Origin of the sequence: Dehalogenimonas sp. W (assembly GCF_037094495.1) — a bacterium.
Classification (GTDB): domain Bacteria; phylum Chloroflexota; class Dehalococcoidia; order Dehalococcoidales; family Dehalococcoidaceae; genus Dehalogenimonas; species Dehalogenimonas loeffleri.
In genome coordinates this window covers 1315188-1331804 of the sequence record NZ_CP146612.1, presented here as the reverse complement: position 1 = coordinate 1331804, position 16617 = coordinate 1315188, and the positions used below count along the sequence as shown (strand labels likewise).

Annotated in this window: 17 protein-coding genes; 1 reads left to right on the top strand and 16 read right to left on the bottom strand. The window is 52.6% G+C overall.

Annotated elements, in window-relative coordinates; genetic code table 11:
• Nucleotides 1-170: 170 nt before the first annotated feature.
• The 16 genes from V8247_RS06890 to lexA form a co-directional block, all read right to left on the bottom strand.
• Nucleotides 171-1217, bottom strand: a complete 1047-nt coding sequence (locus V8247_RS06890) for a multiheme c-type cytochrome (RefSeq protein ID WP_338737113.1) — start codon at nucleotides 1215-1217, stop codon at nucleotides 171-173.
• Nucleotides 1218-1432: 215 nt separating this feature from the next.
• A complete protein-coding gene (locus V8247_RS09145; protein WP_375340860.1) occupies nucleotides 1433-1576 on the bottom strand; it encodes a CcmD family protein in 144 nt (47 codons plus the stop codon).
• A 15-nt stretch (nucleotides 1577-1591) separates the two neighbouring features.
• Entirely contained in the window at nucleotides 1592-2281 is a 690-nt protein-coding gene (locus V8247_RS06885; RefSeq protein ID WP_338737112.1) for a cytochrome c biogenesis protein CcsA, read from the bottom strand.
• A 3-nt stretch (nucleotides 2282-2284) separates the two neighbouring features.
• Nucleotides 2285-2959 (bottom strand): heme exporter protein CcmB, encoded by a 675-nt coding sequence (locus V8247_RS06880; protein WP_338737111.1) that lies wholly within the window; start codon nucleotides 2957-2959, stop codon nucleotides 2285-2287.
• Nucleotides 2956-3678 (bottom strand): ABC transporter ATP-binding protein, encoded by a 723-nt coding sequence (locus V8247_RS06875; protein WP_338737110.1) that lies wholly within the window; start codon nucleotides 3676-3678, stop codon nucleotides 2956-2958. The genes V8247_RS06880 and V8247_RS06875 overlap by 4 nt, the downstream gene beginning before the upstream one ends.
• Nucleotides 3679-3680: 2 nt before the next feature.
• Nucleotides 3681-4808 carry a hypothetical protein gene (locus V8247_RS06870; protein ID WP_338737109.1) on the bottom strand — a complete coding sequence of 376 codons (1128 nt, stop codon included), beginning with the start codon at nucleotides 4806-4808 and terminating at the stop codon, nucleotides 3681-3683.
• Nucleotides 4809-4814: 6 nt separating this feature from the next.
• Nucleotides 4815-5249: a hypothetical protein gene (locus V8247_RS06865; RefSeq protein ID WP_338737108.1), complete on the bottom strand. Its 435-nt coding sequence runs from the start codon at nucleotides 5247-5249 to the stop codon at nucleotides 4815-4817.
• A gap of 29 nt (nucleotides 5250-5278) precedes the next feature.
• Nucleotides 5279-7228: a heme lyase CcmF/NrfE family subunit gene (locus tag V8247_RS06860; RefSeq protein WP_338737107.1), complete on the bottom strand. Its 1950-nt coding sequence runs from the start codon at nucleotides 7226-7228 to the stop codon at nucleotides 5279-5281.
• Between the two features lie 16 nt (nucleotides 7229-7244).
• Nucleotides 7245-7646, bottom strand: coding sequence for a cytochrome c maturation protein CcmE (locus V8247_RS06855; RefSeq protein WP_338737106.1), 402 nt, complete (start codon nucleotides 7644-7646; stop codon nucleotides 7245-7247).
• Nucleotides 7647-7659: 13 nt separating this feature from the next.
• A complete protein-coding gene (locus V8247_RS06850) occupies nucleotides 7660-8049 on the bottom strand; it encodes a hypothetical protein (protein WP_338737105.1) in 390 nt (129 codons plus the stop codon).
• Nucleotides 8050-8054: 5 nt separating this feature from the next.
• On the bottom strand, nucleotides 8055-9167 hold the full coding sequence (locus tag V8247_RS06845; RefSeq protein ID WP_338737104.1) for a cytochrome c3 family protein: 1113 nt from the start codon (nucleotides 9165-9167) through the stop codon (nucleotides 8055-8057).
• A gap of 253 nt (nucleotides 9168-9420) precedes the next feature.
• The gene (locus tag V8247_RS06840; protein ID WP_338737103.1) at nucleotides 9421-10335 is read right to left on the bottom strand and encodes a hypothetical protein; all 915 of its coding nucleotides are present in this window, start codon (nucleotides 10333-10335) and stop codon (nucleotides 9421-9423) included.
• Between the two features lie 78 nt (nucleotides 10336-10413).
• Nucleotides 10414-13551 (bottom strand): DNA polymerase III subunit alpha, encoded by a 3138-nt coding sequence (locus V8247_RS06835; protein ID WP_338737101.1) that lies wholly within the window; start codon nucleotides 13549-13551, stop codon nucleotides 10414-10416.
• A 28-nt stretch (nucleotides 13552-13579) separates the two neighbouring features.
• Complete coding sequence (locus V8247_RS06830; protein WP_338737100.1) at nucleotides 13580-13795, bottom strand: hypothetical protein; 216 nt, start codon at nucleotides 13793-13795, stop codon at nucleotides 13580-13582.
• A 17-nt stretch (nucleotides 13796-13812) separates the two neighbouring features.
• Nucleotides 13813-14991, bottom strand: coding sequence for a hypothetical protein (locus V8247_RS06825; RefSeq protein WP_338737099.1), 1179 nt, complete (start codon nucleotides 14989-14991; stop codon nucleotides 13813-13815).
• Nucleotides 14992-15014: 23 nt separating this feature from the next.
• Complete coding sequence (gene lexA / locus V8247_RS06820; protein ID WP_338737098.1) at nucleotides 15015-15647, bottom strand: transcriptional repressor LexA; 633 nt, start codon at nucleotides 15645-15647, stop codon at nucleotides 15015-15017.
• A 127-nt stretch (nucleotides 15648-15774) separates the two neighbouring features.
• On the opposite strand from lexA, the gene V8247_RS06815 reads away from it, so the two are divergent.
• The gene (locus V8247_RS06815) at nucleotides 15775-16602 is read left to right on the top strand and encodes a DUF72 domain-containing protein (protein ID WP_338737097.1); all 828 of its coding nucleotides are present in this window, start codon (nucleotides 15775-15777) and stop codon (nucleotides 16600-16602) included.
• Nucleotides 16603-16617: the final 15 nt, after the last annotated feature.

The window sequence follows — 16617 nt, the reverse complement described above, 5'->3', positions numbered from 1 at the left end:
TCCTAACGGTAATTAGAGTTCTCTACCAAAAATCTGCCGGTGTATCGGCTATTACCACAGTTCTCACTGACAAATATGACGCCGAGTCTGTCTGATGGATATTTAGATTGGAGGGGAGCCATCCCTACGCTACTCCCCCTCCAATCCAACCCTGAATGTGCGACGCCCGATTAGCTTATATCAGAAATAGACTTCTTCAATAGCTCCTGGACATAGTAGGAATTGTGAACGCCGAGGCTGCCGTCTTCAGTTATGTACAGCCAATTGAAGTATGCTCCAACCTGATCTTCAGTGAAGGTTTTACCGGCAACCGGTTCGCCGTCATGCATCACGCCTTGTTGCGTAAGCAAAGATTCCAATTGGTTTAACAAAGCCTTGGTCTCAGTTTGAACACCATGACGATCAAAGGTATTCAATCCTTCATGGCAACTCTGACACCCAGCCAGAGAAGCATTGAAGGTGTGGCCTCCGGCCTGGGTGGCTTTGTCATCGGCCATGTGGCAGGTTACACAGCCGCCTTCCACCTGAGTTGCATGAGGATTGGGGTCATCAACGAGTCCGTACCCCCCGATGCTCAACAGCATGGTTGCCTGGGGCCCATGATGCGGTCCATAGTGGGTATTAGGAATAGCAACCACTCCACCACCCGGCACCGGTGCCGGGGTTCGAGACTGGTGACAATTAGCACACAAGTTGCTGCTGCCGGCGTCATAGATCTTAGTGGAGTCAATCAGCATCGGCACCGCATCAATTGTGCGCAACTTGAAGTCATCCTCTGAATAGGTCGTGTGGATTTCGTGGCAAGCACGGCAATCAATTCTGGTGTTATTGACTGCTGCTTTGACTGCACTCGTTGAACCACCTTGTTCCTGCCAGGTTATAAAACCGGTTCCTGAATGGCAGGCGGTGCAGTTGTCGCGAGCTCCGGCATAATCATATACAGTCTGAGTATCTGATTCCGGCGCGCTGGTTCCGTGTACGGAATAGCTGTATTGCAGTCTTTTTGAGGTGATCAGACCAGTTTCGTTATGGCAGTCAATACAAGCCACCGTTGGGTCTTCGCCCGGTTCACCTGGAGGTCCTTGCGGGCCCGCAGGTCCTGCCGGTCCTGCTAATCCCTGCTCCCCGGTACATCCCACAAACACCAGTGACAACCCAAATAACATGAGCGCCCCAAGTAATGTGGCCACCACCCCTCCCCGAGTCATTTTTGGCATTTCGGGTCTCCTTTCTCTTTATTTGCCTCGCGTTTGCGCGCGCAAAAAAGCAACAAGATGAGGGTACTGCAAGTCAGCAGTGACACGCCGAAGTATAAGCCCGGGGAACTAGTACTGTCAAGGTTTTAGTGAGTTGAGTACTAATACTTTATATATAGTTACTACCAAGTTAACAATAGACACTCAATGACAGCGTCAACCAGCGGAAAAATGAATTAAGTACGTTCGGAGAGAATCTCGGTCAAACGCGAAATTTCTTGTTTCAAGCGTTGCTGTCTTCGGATCAATATCATAACGTAGGCAAAAATCACGACCCAGATTATGGCGAATACAGCAAATAAATATTCTATGTTTTCCATGGTGATTTCCTTTCGTCAGTCCAAATAACGTTTTAATTCGTTGATTCTAAGTTCATCTTGTCTGAGCGATATGCGCTGCAGCAATAACAGGAAGAATACACTCGTAATAGCCAGCAGGCTTGTCAGCAGTGTCGCCAGCATGGTCGGTGCCAACCCGCCCTCAAAAATAACCGGATTGGGATGCTGAGTGCCCCACAGGACGATAGCCAGGGCCACAATGGGAACATCCACAAAGCCTATAATACCGACTACGGCGGCAAAGCGAGCCGCCCGCTCTTCTTCAGCGATAAATGAACGGACAATTAAGTAGGAGATATAAATCAGCCATAATACCAGGGACGCCGTCAGGCGCGCATCCCAGGTCCACCAAACACCCCAAATGGGCTTGGCCCAAATAGAACCGGTTATCAAGACCAGCGTAGTAAAAATAACGCCAATCTCGGCAGCTGCGTGCGCGATAATATCCCACATTCGTGACCGTTTCCACAGATACATTATGCTGGCGACAAAGACCACGAAAAACGCCAGAAATGCCACCCAGGCCACCGGTACATGATAATAAAAAATACGCTGAATGATGCCCATGGTAGCTTCAGTAGGCACCACGACAAAAACCATAAACAAACTGACGATAATTGAAACAGCGCTCAATCCCAGCAGAAAATAACTCCATCGGGGGGATATTGTTTTCATCGGTTTATCCATCGGCTACTCCTCCACAACATAATTAAAAACCAGGTATGGGACGGTCACAAATACGGCGTCAAAAGCCACTATGATCAACACCCACGAAGAAATGTCCCCCCAGCCGCCACCGGCAAGCGCTATTTCTGAGGCTTTAACCGCACTGATAATCACGGGGACAGCCACCGGCAAAAACAGAATGGGCAATACCATTTCCCTGGCCCGTGTATTGACTGCTAAAGCTGAAAACAAGGTGCCGACGGCAACGAAGCCGATGGTGGACAGAACAGTGACCACAATAATCTGTAACGAGAGGACCGGCAGGTTAAAAAGAACCGCAAAAACCGGCAGAGTAATCGCTTCAACCACCAGCATGAAGACCAAACTGGACAACATTTTTCCCAAAAAGATATCTTCGCGGCTAACCGGACACGATAAAATACCATCAAGACACCCATTTTCTTTTTCCGGTATGAATGTCCGATTTAACGCAAGAACTCCGGCAAACGCAAATGCGACCCAGAGCACCCCCGGCGCCACGGCTTCCATCGTCGGCCTGTCCACTCCGAACGCAAAATTAAAAATCACGATAACCAGTAATGAAAATACCAATACGGAAAAGGTCACCTCACGGGTCCGCAGTTCCGAGATCATATCCTTGTAAAGGATTGCCTTTATTTTCTTAAAAGATGAACTCACGATCTGGCTCCGGTCAGTTCAAAGTATGATTGGCGGCAACTTGCCAGACTCATAGATGAAACCGAGGATTCCAGGACAACTCTTCCCTTGTTCAGAATAACCACCCGGTCTGCAATTTCCAATCCTCTTTCCAGACTGTGAGTGGTCATTATTATGGTACGTCCGCGCTCCCGTAGAAGACTCCAGACGGTAGCGATAGCCGCCTGGTCAAGTCCGGTTTCCGGTTCATCCAACAACAAAATTGACGGGTCATGCAGTAAGGAGCGAGCGATGGAAACCCGTTGCTGCATACCCCGGGAAAAAGTGACAACCCTATCGTTAATTCTGGGGGTCATTGCCACCAGATCCACCACTTCCCTAACCTTACGGCCAGGATTTGGGATGTCATGTAATTTGGCATAAAATTCCAGATTTTCAAAGGCCGTCAAGCCGCCGTAAAGGTAACTCTGATGACTGACCACTCCGATCCGTCTCCGGATTTGTTCGGCGTCCTGGTCAAGACTATACCCCTCAATACGGACGGTGCCGGAACCAGGCTTCATCAGGGTCGCAAGAATTTTTAGCAAGGTAGTCTTACCAGCCCCGTTGGGGCCGAAGATAACGAGCTTCTCCCCCCGTCCGATTGTTAAGGACACATCCTTAAGAGCAGGACGATGGTTGAACGTTTTGACGAGTTGACTAACCGTAACCGCCAGTTCTTTCTCGTCCTTCCCTACCACGTTTATTCCTCGTCTTCCGGTCGCTGACTCATGGTCAATACGGCGTTCTTCAATTCAGCCCGTTTTGTCCGATATTCACCCTCTTCAATGTTCCCGCTCTCATATTCGTCATCCAACCGGGCAATTTGAATCAGCAACTGTTCACGCTCATTTCCGTTGACCGCCACACGACCCCGGCCACCTCGGCGCATGAGGAGTACAAACCCGGCAACCAAAAGCACAAGAACACCGCCGACCCATAAAATAGTCTGCGCAGGATTTGTCTTTAACCCGTCAAGTTGGATGGACAGCACTTCCCCACCGGAAATGGCACTGCCGGAGAAATATTGATAAGCCACGTTTTCAATTACCAAGGTCTCATTTCTAGTTAACAACGGGGCATTAATTTTGTCGGTACCTTGTACCAGTAATTCATATCTGTCCTGTGTGTAGTCTACCTGGCGACTAAATAGATATTGTGACTGGCTGGTATGGATATGGTATGAATAAGTCGCAGGTGTGTACCCCGGTTTGATCGGCCCGGAATACACCAAACCGGCATTAGTGAATACAACTGTGTCAGCGATTTCAGCACCTATCTCAATATGTTCAGCGTCATTTGGCAGGGGTAATACCAAAGTGACGGCAGCGGTGCCGATTACCTGCCCTGATCCGACATAAGTACGGTCACCCTTGTTTTCAATAATAAAAAATTCGGTAAAACCGAGACCATCCTCTTCTAGCGAAATTATGGTATGCGACAAAGCGATACTGACCGCATCATCAAGTTCAGTGGTCTCATAAACCGGCACTTCAGCTTCAACGACAACAACATCTGTCGGAAAATTAATGGGTTCACTGTAATACGTTACCCCCAGATATTCAGCGGCGACATAATATGTGATTGAAGAATCGGTATTTAAACCGGTAAATTCAAAGGATCCGTCAGACCCGGCGACCGCTGCGGTAGCAACCGGCTCAACCGCACCGGCGCCGTAGGCTTCCAAAATCAGGCCCAGCGCCCCTGCCGGCTCACCATTTAGTGAGCCGTTAATTAGCTGCCCGGTTATGACACCGTCTGCCTCAGCCGCAGCAACTTGATTAAACGAGAGAACGAACGCCACAAAAAAAACAAGAACCGCTTTTTTCAATAGATCCTACCCCTTAGTCTTCAAACGCTTGCCGCAATCCGGACAAAACAGAGTATCCAAGTCCTGCTGCGCTCCGCAATAGGCGCAAAATCGCCCTTTGGCCTTTCTGAGTCGGCCGATTTGTTGCTCTATATCTGCTTCAAGGCTACGCAATCCTTCGTTAGACTCGGACTGAATATTATCAAGGTCCTTTAATATGGACACTGCCCGGTTCCGATATTTAGACTCCAATTCCTCATAGTCTTCGCGACTAAGAGTACCCGATTGATAGTCAGTTTCTAATTCTTTAAGCAAAACATAGGTATGGTCACGCTGATAATGAACCTCTTTCACACTGCCGGTCCGCACTAGCTTTTCCTTAACACCACTTACTCTGAAAAATGGATAAACCACGGCGACAAAAACCGCCAAAGCCATTAATATTGCCAGCGCAATAATCATTAATATCCCCTATCGGCTTCAGATACTAGTCAGGCAGTTACCGCACGGCGTTCCGGCCAGAAGGCGACCACTCCGCCCAGGGCAATAATCATGCCCCCTATCCATACCCACAACACCAGCGGAATTACTCTAATCTCAAAAGCGGCAGCTCCGGTTTCATCCCAGTCTATAAATATGACGTACAAGTCTTCTATGGGGGAACCGATGATGCCGACTTCCGTCACTGGTTGCGCAAAACTATAGTGGTATATCTTCTCTGCAATAATATGCCCGGCATCTTTGCCATCAGCAGTTACCGCCAGTCCGGCAGTAATCACATCTCTGCTGGGGGTAGTATAAAAATCCAGCTTATCAAATGTCAGGGCATATTGGTTGATCTCAACGGTCTCACCTTCATTCAACACGGCAGTGGTTTTGGCATCAAACACCGATGAGCCGATGATGCCCATGGTCATTACCAGAATACCCAGATGAATGATGTAACCGCCATAGCGGGGCTTGTTTGACCAGATCAACCGCAGGAAAGCGATAATAAAATTCTCGTTCCTGACCTTACGGCGGGAATTGGCCCCCCGCAACCACTCCGTTAAAATGGTCATCAGGACAAAAAGCAAAAGCGGGTAAGCTGCCAACGCCGTCAATTCGCGGACCCCTAAGGCAAACAACACAACCGCCAGCACCAAAGCAGCAATCAGCGGCCGTAAAAAATTGCGAATCAGATTACTATTAGACGCTTTCCGCCAGCCAATCAGTGTGCAAATACCAGCCAATGCAACAATAGCCAGGAATATCGGCCCGTTTACCTGATTAAAGAAATTGGCTCCTAAAGTAACCTCGGAACCGCCGAACAGTTCGGAGATAGCCGGAAACATAGTACCGACAAAAACAGCGATGGTGGCACCGACAAACAGAAGATTATTCAGTAAAAAGGTGCTTTCTCTGGACACAAACGATTCCATCTCGGTTTCGCTTCTGAGCATCCGGCTTCTGTATGCCAGCAATCCCAACGCACCTAAAATGGTAACACCTAAAAAGGTAAGAAAATAAGGCTCAAGCCCGGTTTCACCAAAGGTATGAACCGACGAAAGCAGCCCACTGCGCGTAAGGAAAGTTCCAAATATACTGAGCCCGAACGTACCTATAATCAGGAGCATATTCCAGACTTTGAACATGCCCCGCCGGCGCTGCATCTTGATGGAATGCAAAAAAGCAGTGGCCAGCAACCAAGGCATCAGGCCCGCGTTTTCAACCGGATCCCACGCCCAATAACCGCCCCAGCCTAATTCAACGTAAGCCCACCACATGCCGATAACCAGGCCGAGACCGAGGATAAGCCAGGTAATCAGTGCCCAGCGGCGACTTAGGACCAGCCATTCGTCGCTGGCCCGTCCTTTGACCAGGGCGGCAATAGCAAATGCAAAAGGTACGGTAAAACCGACATATCCAAAAAGCAGGGTCGGCGGGTGTACCACCATCCCGATGTTCTCCAGCAACGGATTCAGCCCGTTACCTTCAAGGGGGGTAAAGCTCAATGTATCAAACGGATTGGCAACAACCACCAACAACACCAAGAAAAACACCAGGCTAAACATCATCACGGCTGAGGCAATCGGAACCAGGTCCTGACCGGTGCGGTGTCGTGTAAGAACTACGATGGCGGCAAATATTGACAACAACCAGGCCCAGAACAACAAAGAACCATCGTTACCCGCCCACAAAGTACTTATAAGATATACAAGGGGCATATCGGTGGAGGTATACTGGGCAACATATTCAATATTAAACTGATGGGTCAGTATTGCCGTCCACAAAACGCCGACGGCAATGGTAATCAGACCAGTAGCTGCCAGAAGGCTGTTTCGCGCGCTTCCGAACCAAGCTGAATTACCATTCTTGATGCCACCAACGATGAAAGCTATTACAGAATAAACAGAGACGGCCAGCGCAAGGAAAAGCGCGATGTAACCGATATCAGCCATTATTCAATTGTCCATTTCATTCTGCAAGCTCAGGTTCATATTTTGAAGCGCACTTAGTCATAATAGCTGTCGCTTCAAAAACGCCATCCGCAGAAAATTTCCCTTCAACAACTACGTCAGTATCCGGTTGAAAGGTGTCCGGTACTGCCCCGTGATAGACGACCGGAATAGTCGCGGAACTTAATGTCACATCCCTAATTGTGAAAGTGATGCCCAATCCCCCGTTCGCGGTCTCCACCGAGCCGGAAACGACTGTCCCATTAACCCGGACACTCTGATCGCCAAGAAGTTCCTGTCGCTCCAGAAAATCATTGACTTCGTAATAATAAGTGGCTGAATTCATAAACCCCACCCAGCCAAGCGAACCGATCGCGAGAAACAGAATCAAACCGCCGATAACAAACTTCTTCTTACCCATCTGCACCCACCTTTCAACCGGTTTCAGCGATCACCCATACCGGACTGTGACAGACTGTACAATCGTCCTGAGGCCGGCCAAGATGACTGGCCGGCGAAGGTATTTTACCGCTTAGGGAGTGACAATCAAAACAAAACCCCACACGGCCTTCCAAAGAGTGGGGAGTTTTCACATAATCGGAAGGTCCGGTCGCCTGTAATATTGCCGGAGGCTGCGGCACCAGACCAGGAGGCGCCAGTGAAACAATACCAGAATCAAGGGTATAATCAAAATCATTTATCGTGATGATGTTGTGGATGTTGGGTAATATCCAGGCCGTTACCGGCCCCATCACCACCATGAACGCCAGTAATGCCAGCAGAATCCTTTTTATCCTTTTTCTAATAACACCACTGTTCTTCATATCAATCACTTACCCGCCGAGTGAATCCCTGGAGCATTAGCCGCCGCCCATTCAATGTCTCGTTGCAAATGGCATGACAGGCAGGCAAAATCCAGGGTTACATACCCGTTAGCCTGACTCCCGTCCTCACTGAACATCGGAGCATCCGGGTCGGTGTTGATCCGGAACAAGTGCGTTCTGACATCACCCTGATAAAGACCAAGGCTCTGGCCGGAGAGCGTTGCCTTAGGCATGTGACAATCTTCACAGTCTACGCCTACAATATCCATGGTACTGCCGGTATAGTCGTCACGCACCTTCAAGTGACAATCACCACAATCTATCTTGACGGAGAACTCACCCTTTTTATGCGGGTCATGGCATTTTACACAATCCGTATACTGGTGAGGGGACGCCTGATGTTCATTATATTGCCCGTTCTTTAATATGAACCCATTGTTAGCCGGGATGACACTCAGGTCATCACCGCTGGTATGACAGCGGCCACACAATGCGGCAGAAGAATCAATAACCACCGTCTCCTTTTTTTCACCCTGTCCTTCAACATGATCCCGGGCCGGCCCGTGGCAGGCTTCACACTGAACACCCTCCAGTTCCCAGGTGCCGACGATGCCGGGCAAACCGCCCTGATTACCTTCCGGAGAATAACCGGTGGTATGACATTCACCGCAAGTAAATGGAATCTGTTCGTCCGGGGCATAATCCGACCAGACGCCGGTAAGCAGATTATACTGATTGTTGCCGGGTTTACCGCCGGCAGAGGTAATCAGGTAGCCGTTATTGTCCACATACAATGTCTTCCATGTATTACCGCCGATGACATAGCTGATCAGTTCCCAAGCATATCCGGCAGGTATCGGAATGGGATTATTGCGGGCAACCTCAGAGGTTTTTAACTTCCAGGGATTACCGGAGGTCACAAAATCATTGTGGATTGCGGGATGACAGTCAAAGCAAGCATCGGAACCGGCATATTCAACTGTGGTATGAGAATCTTCAACGGTACCGCTGGTTTCTTCGTCGGGGGTTTGAGAACAGGCTGAGAGAATGAAAAGCAGCGACATCATGAGCGTGATAATGCCGAATAAAATCCATTTTCTGCCCGTAAATGTTGCCATCCGTTAATCCGCCTTATCACTTGATTGATGCAGAAGCCTGATTCCCTGGATGTCAATGATAATCATTGAGCTTTAGCACTAGTTCTTTGGATATAGTACATGAGGCATTTTCAGCTTGTCAACACTTCCCATTCCCGACAAACCCAACCCGACAAAAGAACCACGTCGTAAAAAGCAATTTCCTACGAAGGGCAAAACCAAGCCTTCCTTCCACGGGATTTTCCATTACTACGGGTTTTGATACTCTTACTATTTAGTCTTCAGAGCCATGCCCGGTGGCTTCACCGCAAAAGGCGCAAAAGGCGCCCGATCCTTTCAAGGGTTTACCACAGTAGGAGCAAAAACGTGCATTGGACGTGCCCCGGGCAGGCAACGTTTTGCCTTTGGGTTGTTGTCTGCCGGCACGCCGTTTAGCGGCGCGGTTCGCCGGCTTTTTACCGGCGGATCTCAGCCACAAGAAGAACCCGGCTACGGCGGCTGTTAAGGCGAGAATGACAATAACTGCGGTCAATGCACCCGAAGTCCCGTTTTCATTAATCTCCAGAGAAGGGCGACTGTCGGCTTTGGTATAGGTTATGTCATATACTAACGACTGCCCGGCAATAACCGCATCATAGGTATATGAATGAGATTTGAACCCCTCAGCATCAATAAAACTGGTTCCCGCGGGGACCGCTTTAAACCCCGATGATGTCCGCGGCTCCTGGATGATAACTTCCAGATTAACCACGGGATAAAGAAACTGATAATCCAGGGCTATGGACTTATCCACCTGGCCGTTGATTAACGGCGCATAGTATTCAACACGGAAGGATTGGGAGGTTAGCTCGTAACTGATTTCATCCCATCCGGAAATCTCTGAGGCCTCCCGGTTCGGCGGACCTCCGGAATAAACCCCCTGACTATCAATGGAACCGGCAGAATACATCTGCGCGGTCGCCGGCACCAGGAACCGGACTTCAGCCGGGGCATCAGCGCCCGTAATATCCCCTTCCATCATCACCAGCAGGCGCGGGTCATCGTACTCCGGATAAACCCAGATGGTGACGTTTTCATAGCCGGTGATCGTTTCGCCGTCAGCGGCGGCGATCGGACTCACCGGGGCAATTCCGACAGACATCACGGCGAACCATAAAACCAGCATCAAACGTCCGAGATATTTCACCATGTGTCACCTCCAATAGCACCACTGGTATTAGTACTTTTGCTTTTTCAGCTTACCCTATTTTCCTTTAACGGTACAAGTTTAGCCCCAATCCTTTGACGCCGGCGCCTTTGCCAGCGCGGTAAATGTCTTTACCTGTTCCACCACCAGATTATGAGTCCCGTCACGCCGTGACAACCGCCCCCTGACCACGATAAAGGGGGATTTAAACCGATGTTCATTACGCTCATATATCCCGGGGAAAATCATCAACGGAATATGCCCGAATTCATCTTCCAGGGTAATAAACACCACCTTGCGATGCGGCCGCTGCCGGCGGATGACCATGCCGGCGGTAGTAAGCTCGGTACCGTCACGCATGGCGGCGATGTCGCGGCTGGAGCTGATACCGGGTGACAACCGCGGCCTCATACCGGCCATGATGTGACCGGCCGGGTACAGTCCCAGCGTGCAGTATTCCTCCTCCATACGTTCCCATACCCCGGGCGCGGCCAGGGCCGCCATATCCTGGGCTACCGGCAGCGGCAAGAATAACTGAGAGTTAACCGGGCGGTACCGCAGGCCGATTTCCCATTTCACCTGCCGGCGGTTAGCCTCCAGGCCGTCAAAGGCTCCGGCACCGGTCAGGGACAGCGCCACATCTTCCAAAACACCGCTGCGTTCCAGAAAATCCCCGATACTCTTGTAATCCCCGGCCTTATTCCGGCTGCCGACAATTGCCGTCGCCGCGGCCTCGCCCAATCCGGTCACCTGTCGCAAACCCAGACGCAACGCACTGTTCTCAACGGTACATTCACTTAAACTGCGGTTAATATCCGGCCCCAGCACGGTAATGCCGTGGCGTTTGGCATCCTCTTTCAGCGTTTCCAGATTGTAAAAACCCATCGGCTGCTGATTGAAAATAGCGGTAAAAAACTCCAGCGGGTAATACAGTTTAAGCCATGACGCCTGATAGGCGGTTACACCAAAGGCAAAGGCATGCGACTCCGGGAACATGTACTGGCCGTTAAACTTGCGCCAGATGATTTCGGCGGCGTCCTCAGGCACGCCGCGACCGGCGGCACCGGCCATAAACAGACCGTGAAAGTGTTCCAGCATCGCCTCATTATGGCGACGGCTGAAAGCGCGCCGGAGCTGATCAGCCAGGCTCGGCGACAGCCCGGCAACGTCAATAGCCAGTTGGTTGACCTGATCCTGAAACAACACCACGCCCAAAGTACGCTCCAAGGCCCGCTTTTCCAGCGGATGGTCAAAGGCCACCGGCCTCCGGCCCAGCCGCCGGGCCAGGTATTCCTGGACACCGCCGTTGGCGCCGACACCAGGACGCACGGCCGCCACTTCGTGGGCCATGTCCAGCAGATTGCGGGGCTTCAGCCGGGTAATGGTCTGCATCTGGGCGGCCGACTCCACCTGAAAGATACCGATGGTATCGCCGCGGCCGAGCATGTCATAAACCGCCGGGTCATCAAAATCTATCCGGGACATATCTATGAACCGGCCGGTGCGTTGCCTGACCAACTCCACGGCATCCTGCATCTGGGACAAGGCCCCCAGAGCCAGAAAATCAATCTTGACACAGCCGGCATCGTCAATGCTGTCCTTATCCCACTGGCAGACATAGCGTCCGGCCATGGCACCCCGCTGCACCGGTACGATATCAGTCAGCGGCACCGAGGAAATAATCATGCCGCCGGGGTGCTGTCCCAGATACTTGGGGAAACCGTCAAGCTCCGCAGCCAGCGTTATCAGGTCCCGCCAGACGGGTGCCGTAACCCTGGCACGAAAGCGTGGTTCCTGCTGCATCCGCTTCTCCAGTTTTTTGGCACTGCCCCATTCAACATATTTCGCCAGTTGGTCCACTTCTTCCGGGGGCAAACTAAGCGCCTTGCCCAGACCCCGCACCGCCCCCTTTATCTGATAGGTGGCGATGGTACCGGTCAGGGCAGCGTAGCGCCAGCCCCATTTCCGGTGGGTACGCAGTATAAGTTCCTCACGAATCCGCCGGGGAAAATCCAGATCAATATCCGGCACGCAACCCAGGGCGTCTTCCGGCAAAAACCGCTCCAGCGACAGCTTGTACTGCAACGGATCTATATGCGACAGGCCGATGAGGTAACCGATCAGCAGCGATACCGATGAGCCGCGACCCCGGCCCGGCGGATTTTCTTCCAGAGGCACCTCCGGGGTGGTCAGCCCCTGATCTATCATGACCTCCCGCCCCAGTTTGATAACGTCATGGTACAGCAACAGAAAGCCAGCCAGATTGTGCTTACGCACCAGCCGGAACTCTTCATCCAGCCGCAACCTGACGGCCGGGGTAACGCTGCCGTAACGCCTGACGGCGGCCTCCAGACACAGCTGCTCCAGATAACTTTCCGGCGTATAACCTTCAGGCGCCGGGTAATCCGGCAAGGCATAGCCGACCTGAGCCGCCAGATTAAAGGTACAGCGAGCGGCGATGCCGACCGTATTAGCCACGGCCTCCGGGCAGCCGCGGAAAAGGGCCTCTATTTCCGGCACCGCACGCAGGTAAAATTCCGAGTTTGGCCGCCGCTCTAAATGGCTGGCTTCCAGACTTTTACAGGCCTTGACGGCCACCAGACAATCCTGCAGCCGGTGCCGCTCCCGGACATGATAATGCGCATTACCGGCAGCGACCACCGGCACGCCTGTTTCGCCGGCCAGCCGGACCAGCCGGCGGTTACGTTCATCGTCACCATAGACCAGATTATGCTGCAGTTCAATAAAATAGTTGCCGCTGCCGAACCACTCAAGATACCGGCGGATAAGCATACGGGCCTCATCAAGACGCCCTTCCGCCGCCAGTAAAGACAACCGGCCCTGAGGGCAGCCGGACAACACGATAAGACCGGCGGCGTGATCGGCCAGCCGCGCTTCCGGTATCCGGGGCAGATGGCGCTCCCCGGTCTCATGCCCGATGGTAATCAGGCGGCTTAAATTGCGGTAGCCCTCCTGATTTTCCGCCAGCAAAGTAAGATGAAACCCGCCTTCCAGCGTCACCTCGGCACCGATGATGCCCGGCAGACCCATTGACTGCGTAAGATGGGAGAAGCGCATGGCCCCGCACAGGTTGTCGTGGTCGGTAACGGCCAGCGCGGTATAACCCAGTTCTCTGGAACGGACAATCAGTTCTTCCAGCGAGGAAGCGCCGTCATGGAAGGAATAGTAACTGTGACAGTGTAGTTCAGCGTAAGCCATTTCAGCCGCCAGCTTTCAGCTTCTTTTTTTAGTAGCTCTGGTGATACCAGCGGCCGTCCGTCAGGTCTTTGAAGACCGTCAGCCGCCGTCCGCTGGAGAGGATAACGGCGTAATAAAGCCGGGCCAGCGGCCGGGGACGCCACCATTCATCATCCACCCGCCAGCTTTCCGCCACCCGCTCCACCGGCAACCAGCGCCGGTTCAGGTTTACGGCCGCCGGCTGTGAGGCGTCTTCGCGCACCATAACCGGCTCCGGCAGGTTTACCGGCTTAAGGGTGTCAGCGTGTAGCGTCTTTCCGGTATCCGGGACCACGGCTCCACCTCCTTTACCTTAAACAGTTGCGGCGCGCCCATCTTGAGTTCCAGTTGCTGAATATCGCTTTCCAGTTTATCGGACGACCTGACTTCGGTGAAGATACTGCTCTGCTGTCCGCCGGGCCGCCCCAGCCGGACAACCTTCATGCCCAGTTCCTCCACCGGTCCGGGCTGGGGACAATTCTCTATCACCTGTTTAACGCGGCGGAGAGCCGCGGCGACCGTCATTGCCGGTTCCTTGAAATGCACTGTCTTCTGCCAGTACTCCGCAGCGCTGGTGCGGCTCCACAATTCAATACAGCGCACGCCGCAGCCCCGCGTCCCGAACCGGCCAAAGGCTCGGATTAACAATGATTCCACGGCCAGCAACAGGACTTCCAGCGAAGTCACCGGTGACGGCAGGCTGGTGCTTTCTTCAATAGTCTCCTCGGACAGCCGGGGATAAAGCGGCGTATTATCCCGGCCGCGGGCCAGTTTCCAGATGAGCCCGCCTTCCGGCCCGAACTGAGCCTCCAGCTGCGGCCGCGACAGCGCGGTCAGCTGTCCCAGGGTATGCAGACCAAAATCATGCAGCCGGCTTTTGCTTTTAAGCGACACCGGCAATAAATCACAGCTCATGTCTTTTAATAATCCGGCAATATCTCCGGCAGCCTTCTCAAAGCCGTCGGAACTGTTGTTCAGGGCCATGAGCCGGGACAGGAACTTGCCGTCGGCGATACCGCAACGAACTTCAAAATCAGCCGGAACAGTCTGCCGGGCCACCTGCACCAGCGCCCGGTCATCCGGGTAAAGCCGCTCCATCCCACCGCAGCCGATATAAATATCGCCCAGGACACTACCTTCCACCAGCGGACTGACCTGCTCCAGACGATCAAGAACGATGTCAAATATGCCCCGGTAATGGGCCATATCGGCCTGAACGATAGCCAGTTCACGCTGTCGGGACAGCGCCTGCTGTAGCGGCATCGCCCGCTCCACGCCTTTAAGGCCCGGTGAGTGGTCCAGCACTAATTTCTGCGAACCGACGGAATAGGTAACCACCGCCGGACGGCCGGCAAGCTCCGGCTGCCGCAGCGTTTCACAACGGAACGGAAAATTAGGCAAAAGGAGGCAACACAATTTCATGGTCTGCTCTTCAAAAAGACTGCTTAGTCCAGCTTGCGGATGATGCCGATGACCCGGCCCTGAATTTCAACGTTGCCGGGGTCACAGAAAATGGGATCCATATAGCGGTTGGCCGGCTGGAGGCGAATCCGACCGGCTTCACGGTAAATCTTTTTCAGGGTTACCTCATTGCGGTCCTGCAGCCACACCGCCACCATGGCCCCGTCCTCGGCGGTATTGGCCTGAGTCAGCAGCACCGTATCACCGTCATCCACCAGGGCATCAATCATGGAAGTGCCCCGGACTTTCAGCGCAAACACATTGGTGCGCCCGCGCAGGATGTCATCAGAGACCTCCAGCATTTCTTCAGGCGACAGACTCCAGGTATCATTTTCCGGCAGAGCGATGGGCGTACCGGCAGCGATAGTACCCAGCAGCGGCACCAGCTTCAAAGAACCGGCTGCCTTAAGCGGAAAAGTGATACTGCGGGAAACCCCCTTCATCCGGCTGATATAACCTTTCTTTTCCAGAACATCCAGGTAATACTGAGCCACCGGCGCTGCTTTAAGACCGCAGCCGCCGGCGATGTCCCGCATGGAGGGGGCGTAGCCGTGGCGGTCAATAAACCGCCCGAGATAGTCCAAAACTTTTTGTTGTTTGTCTGAAAGTGCTTCCATACCGCACCTCTTATAACATTTGTTATATATTACATATGTTATACTTACGCCGGGGTATTGTCAATAGGTTTTGCGGCATATTTTTAGCTGCACCCTTAACTCAAGAAGGGATTATAATATCAGGGTGATGACCGGCGATATTTACATCGGCACTTCCGGCTGGAGCTACCCGCGCGGCGAGGGCACCTGGAACGGATATTTTTACCCGCCGGGCACCCGTAACGAACTGGGTTTTTATGCTCAGGCCTTTAACTGCGTGGAGATTAACAGTTCCTTCTACGCCCCGGTCAACCCGGCGTATGCCGAAAGCTGGGTGCGTAAAACTCCGGATGATTTCAAGTTCACCGCCAAGCTGTGGCAGAAATTCACCCATCCCGGGATGTTTGAAAAGGCCACCGGCGAGACAGCCGTCATCTGCCGGGATGATGTGGAACAGTTCACCCGCGGCATCCGGCCGCTGCACCAGGCCGGCAAACTGGGCGCGGTGCTGGCACAGTTCCCGGCCGGCTTTGAAAACACTCCTCAGGGGCAACAACTACTGCAGGCGGTACTGCACACCTTCAGCGACTATCCGCTGGCAATAGAGCTGCGGCATCGCAGCTGGAGTGATGATGCGGCTATGGCGGGGATGCTGTCAGAAGCCGGTGCCGCCTGGGTCAACATTGATGAACCGCAGTTCAGCTCTTCCATCGCCCGCAACCTGCCGCTGACCTCCGGCCTGGCATATTTCCGGTTTCACGGCCGCAACGCCGCCGACTGGTGGACCGGCAACAATGAAACCCGATACCGTTATCTCTATTCAGAACCGGAGATTGAACTGCTGACGGAACAGGTTAGAACCGCCGCTCAGGGTCATACCGTGTACGCCTTTTTTAATAATCACTGGCAGGCTTACGCGCCCCGGAATGCGCAGGATATGAAAAATATACTGCAGTCAGTTGATAGTAGTCAGTAGTCAGTAGTCAGTAGT

Coding starts and splice junctions, on each gene's coding strand:
- V8247_RS06890 (WP_338737113.1), bottom strand. CDS start 1,217: ATGCCAAAAATGACTCGGGGAGGGGTGGTGGCCACATTACTTGGGGCG.
- V8247_RS09145 (WP_375340860.1), bottom strand. CDS start 1,576: ATGGAAAACATAGAATATTTATTTGCTGTATTCGCCATAATCTGGGTC.
- V8247_RS06885 (WP_338737112.1), bottom strand. CDS start 2,281: ATGGATAAACCGATGAAAACAATATCCCCCCGATGGAGTTATTTTCTG.
- V8247_RS06865 (WP_338737108.1), bottom strand. CDS start 5,249: ATGATTATTGCGCTGGCAATATTAATGGCTTTGGCGGTTTTTGTCGCC.
- V8247_RS06860 (WP_338737107.1), bottom strand. CDS start 7,228: ATGGCTGATATCGGTTACATCGCGCTTTTCCTTGCGCTGGCCGTCTCT.
- V8247_RS06855 (WP_338737106.1), bottom strand. CDS start 7,646: ATGGGTAAGAAGAAGTTTGTTATCGGCGGTTTGATTCTGTTTCTCGCG.
- V8247_RS06850 (WP_338737105.1), bottom strand. CDS start 8,049: ATGAAGAACAGTGGTGTTATTAGAAAAAGGATAAAAAGGATTCTGCTG.
- V8247_RS06845 (WP_338737104.1), bottom strand. CDS start 9,167: ATGGCAACATTTACGGGCAGAAAATGGATTTTATTCGGCATTATCACG.
- V8247_RS06840 (WP_338737103.1), bottom strand. CDS start 10,335: ATGGTGAAATATCTCGGACGTTTGATGCTGGTTTTATGGTTCGCCGTG.
- V8247_RS06835 (WP_338737101.1), bottom strand. CDS start 13,551: ATGGCTTACGCTGAACTACACTGTCACAGTTACTATTCCTTCCATGAC.
- V8247_RS06830 (WP_338737100.1), bottom strand. CDS start 13,795: ATGGTGCGCGAAGACGCCTCACAGCCGGCGGCCGTAAACCTGAACCGG.
- V8247_RS06825 (WP_338737099.1), bottom strand. CDS start 14,991: ATGAAATTGTGTTGCCTCCTTTTGCCTAATTTTCCGTTCCGTTGTGAA.
- lexA (WP_338737098.1), bottom strand. CDS start 15,647: ATGGAAGCACTTTCAGACAAACAACAAAAAGTTTTGGACTATCTCGGG.
- V8247_RS06815 (WP_338737097.1), top strand. CDS start 15,775: ATGACCGGCGATATTTACATCGGCACTTCCGGCTGGAGCTACCCGCGC.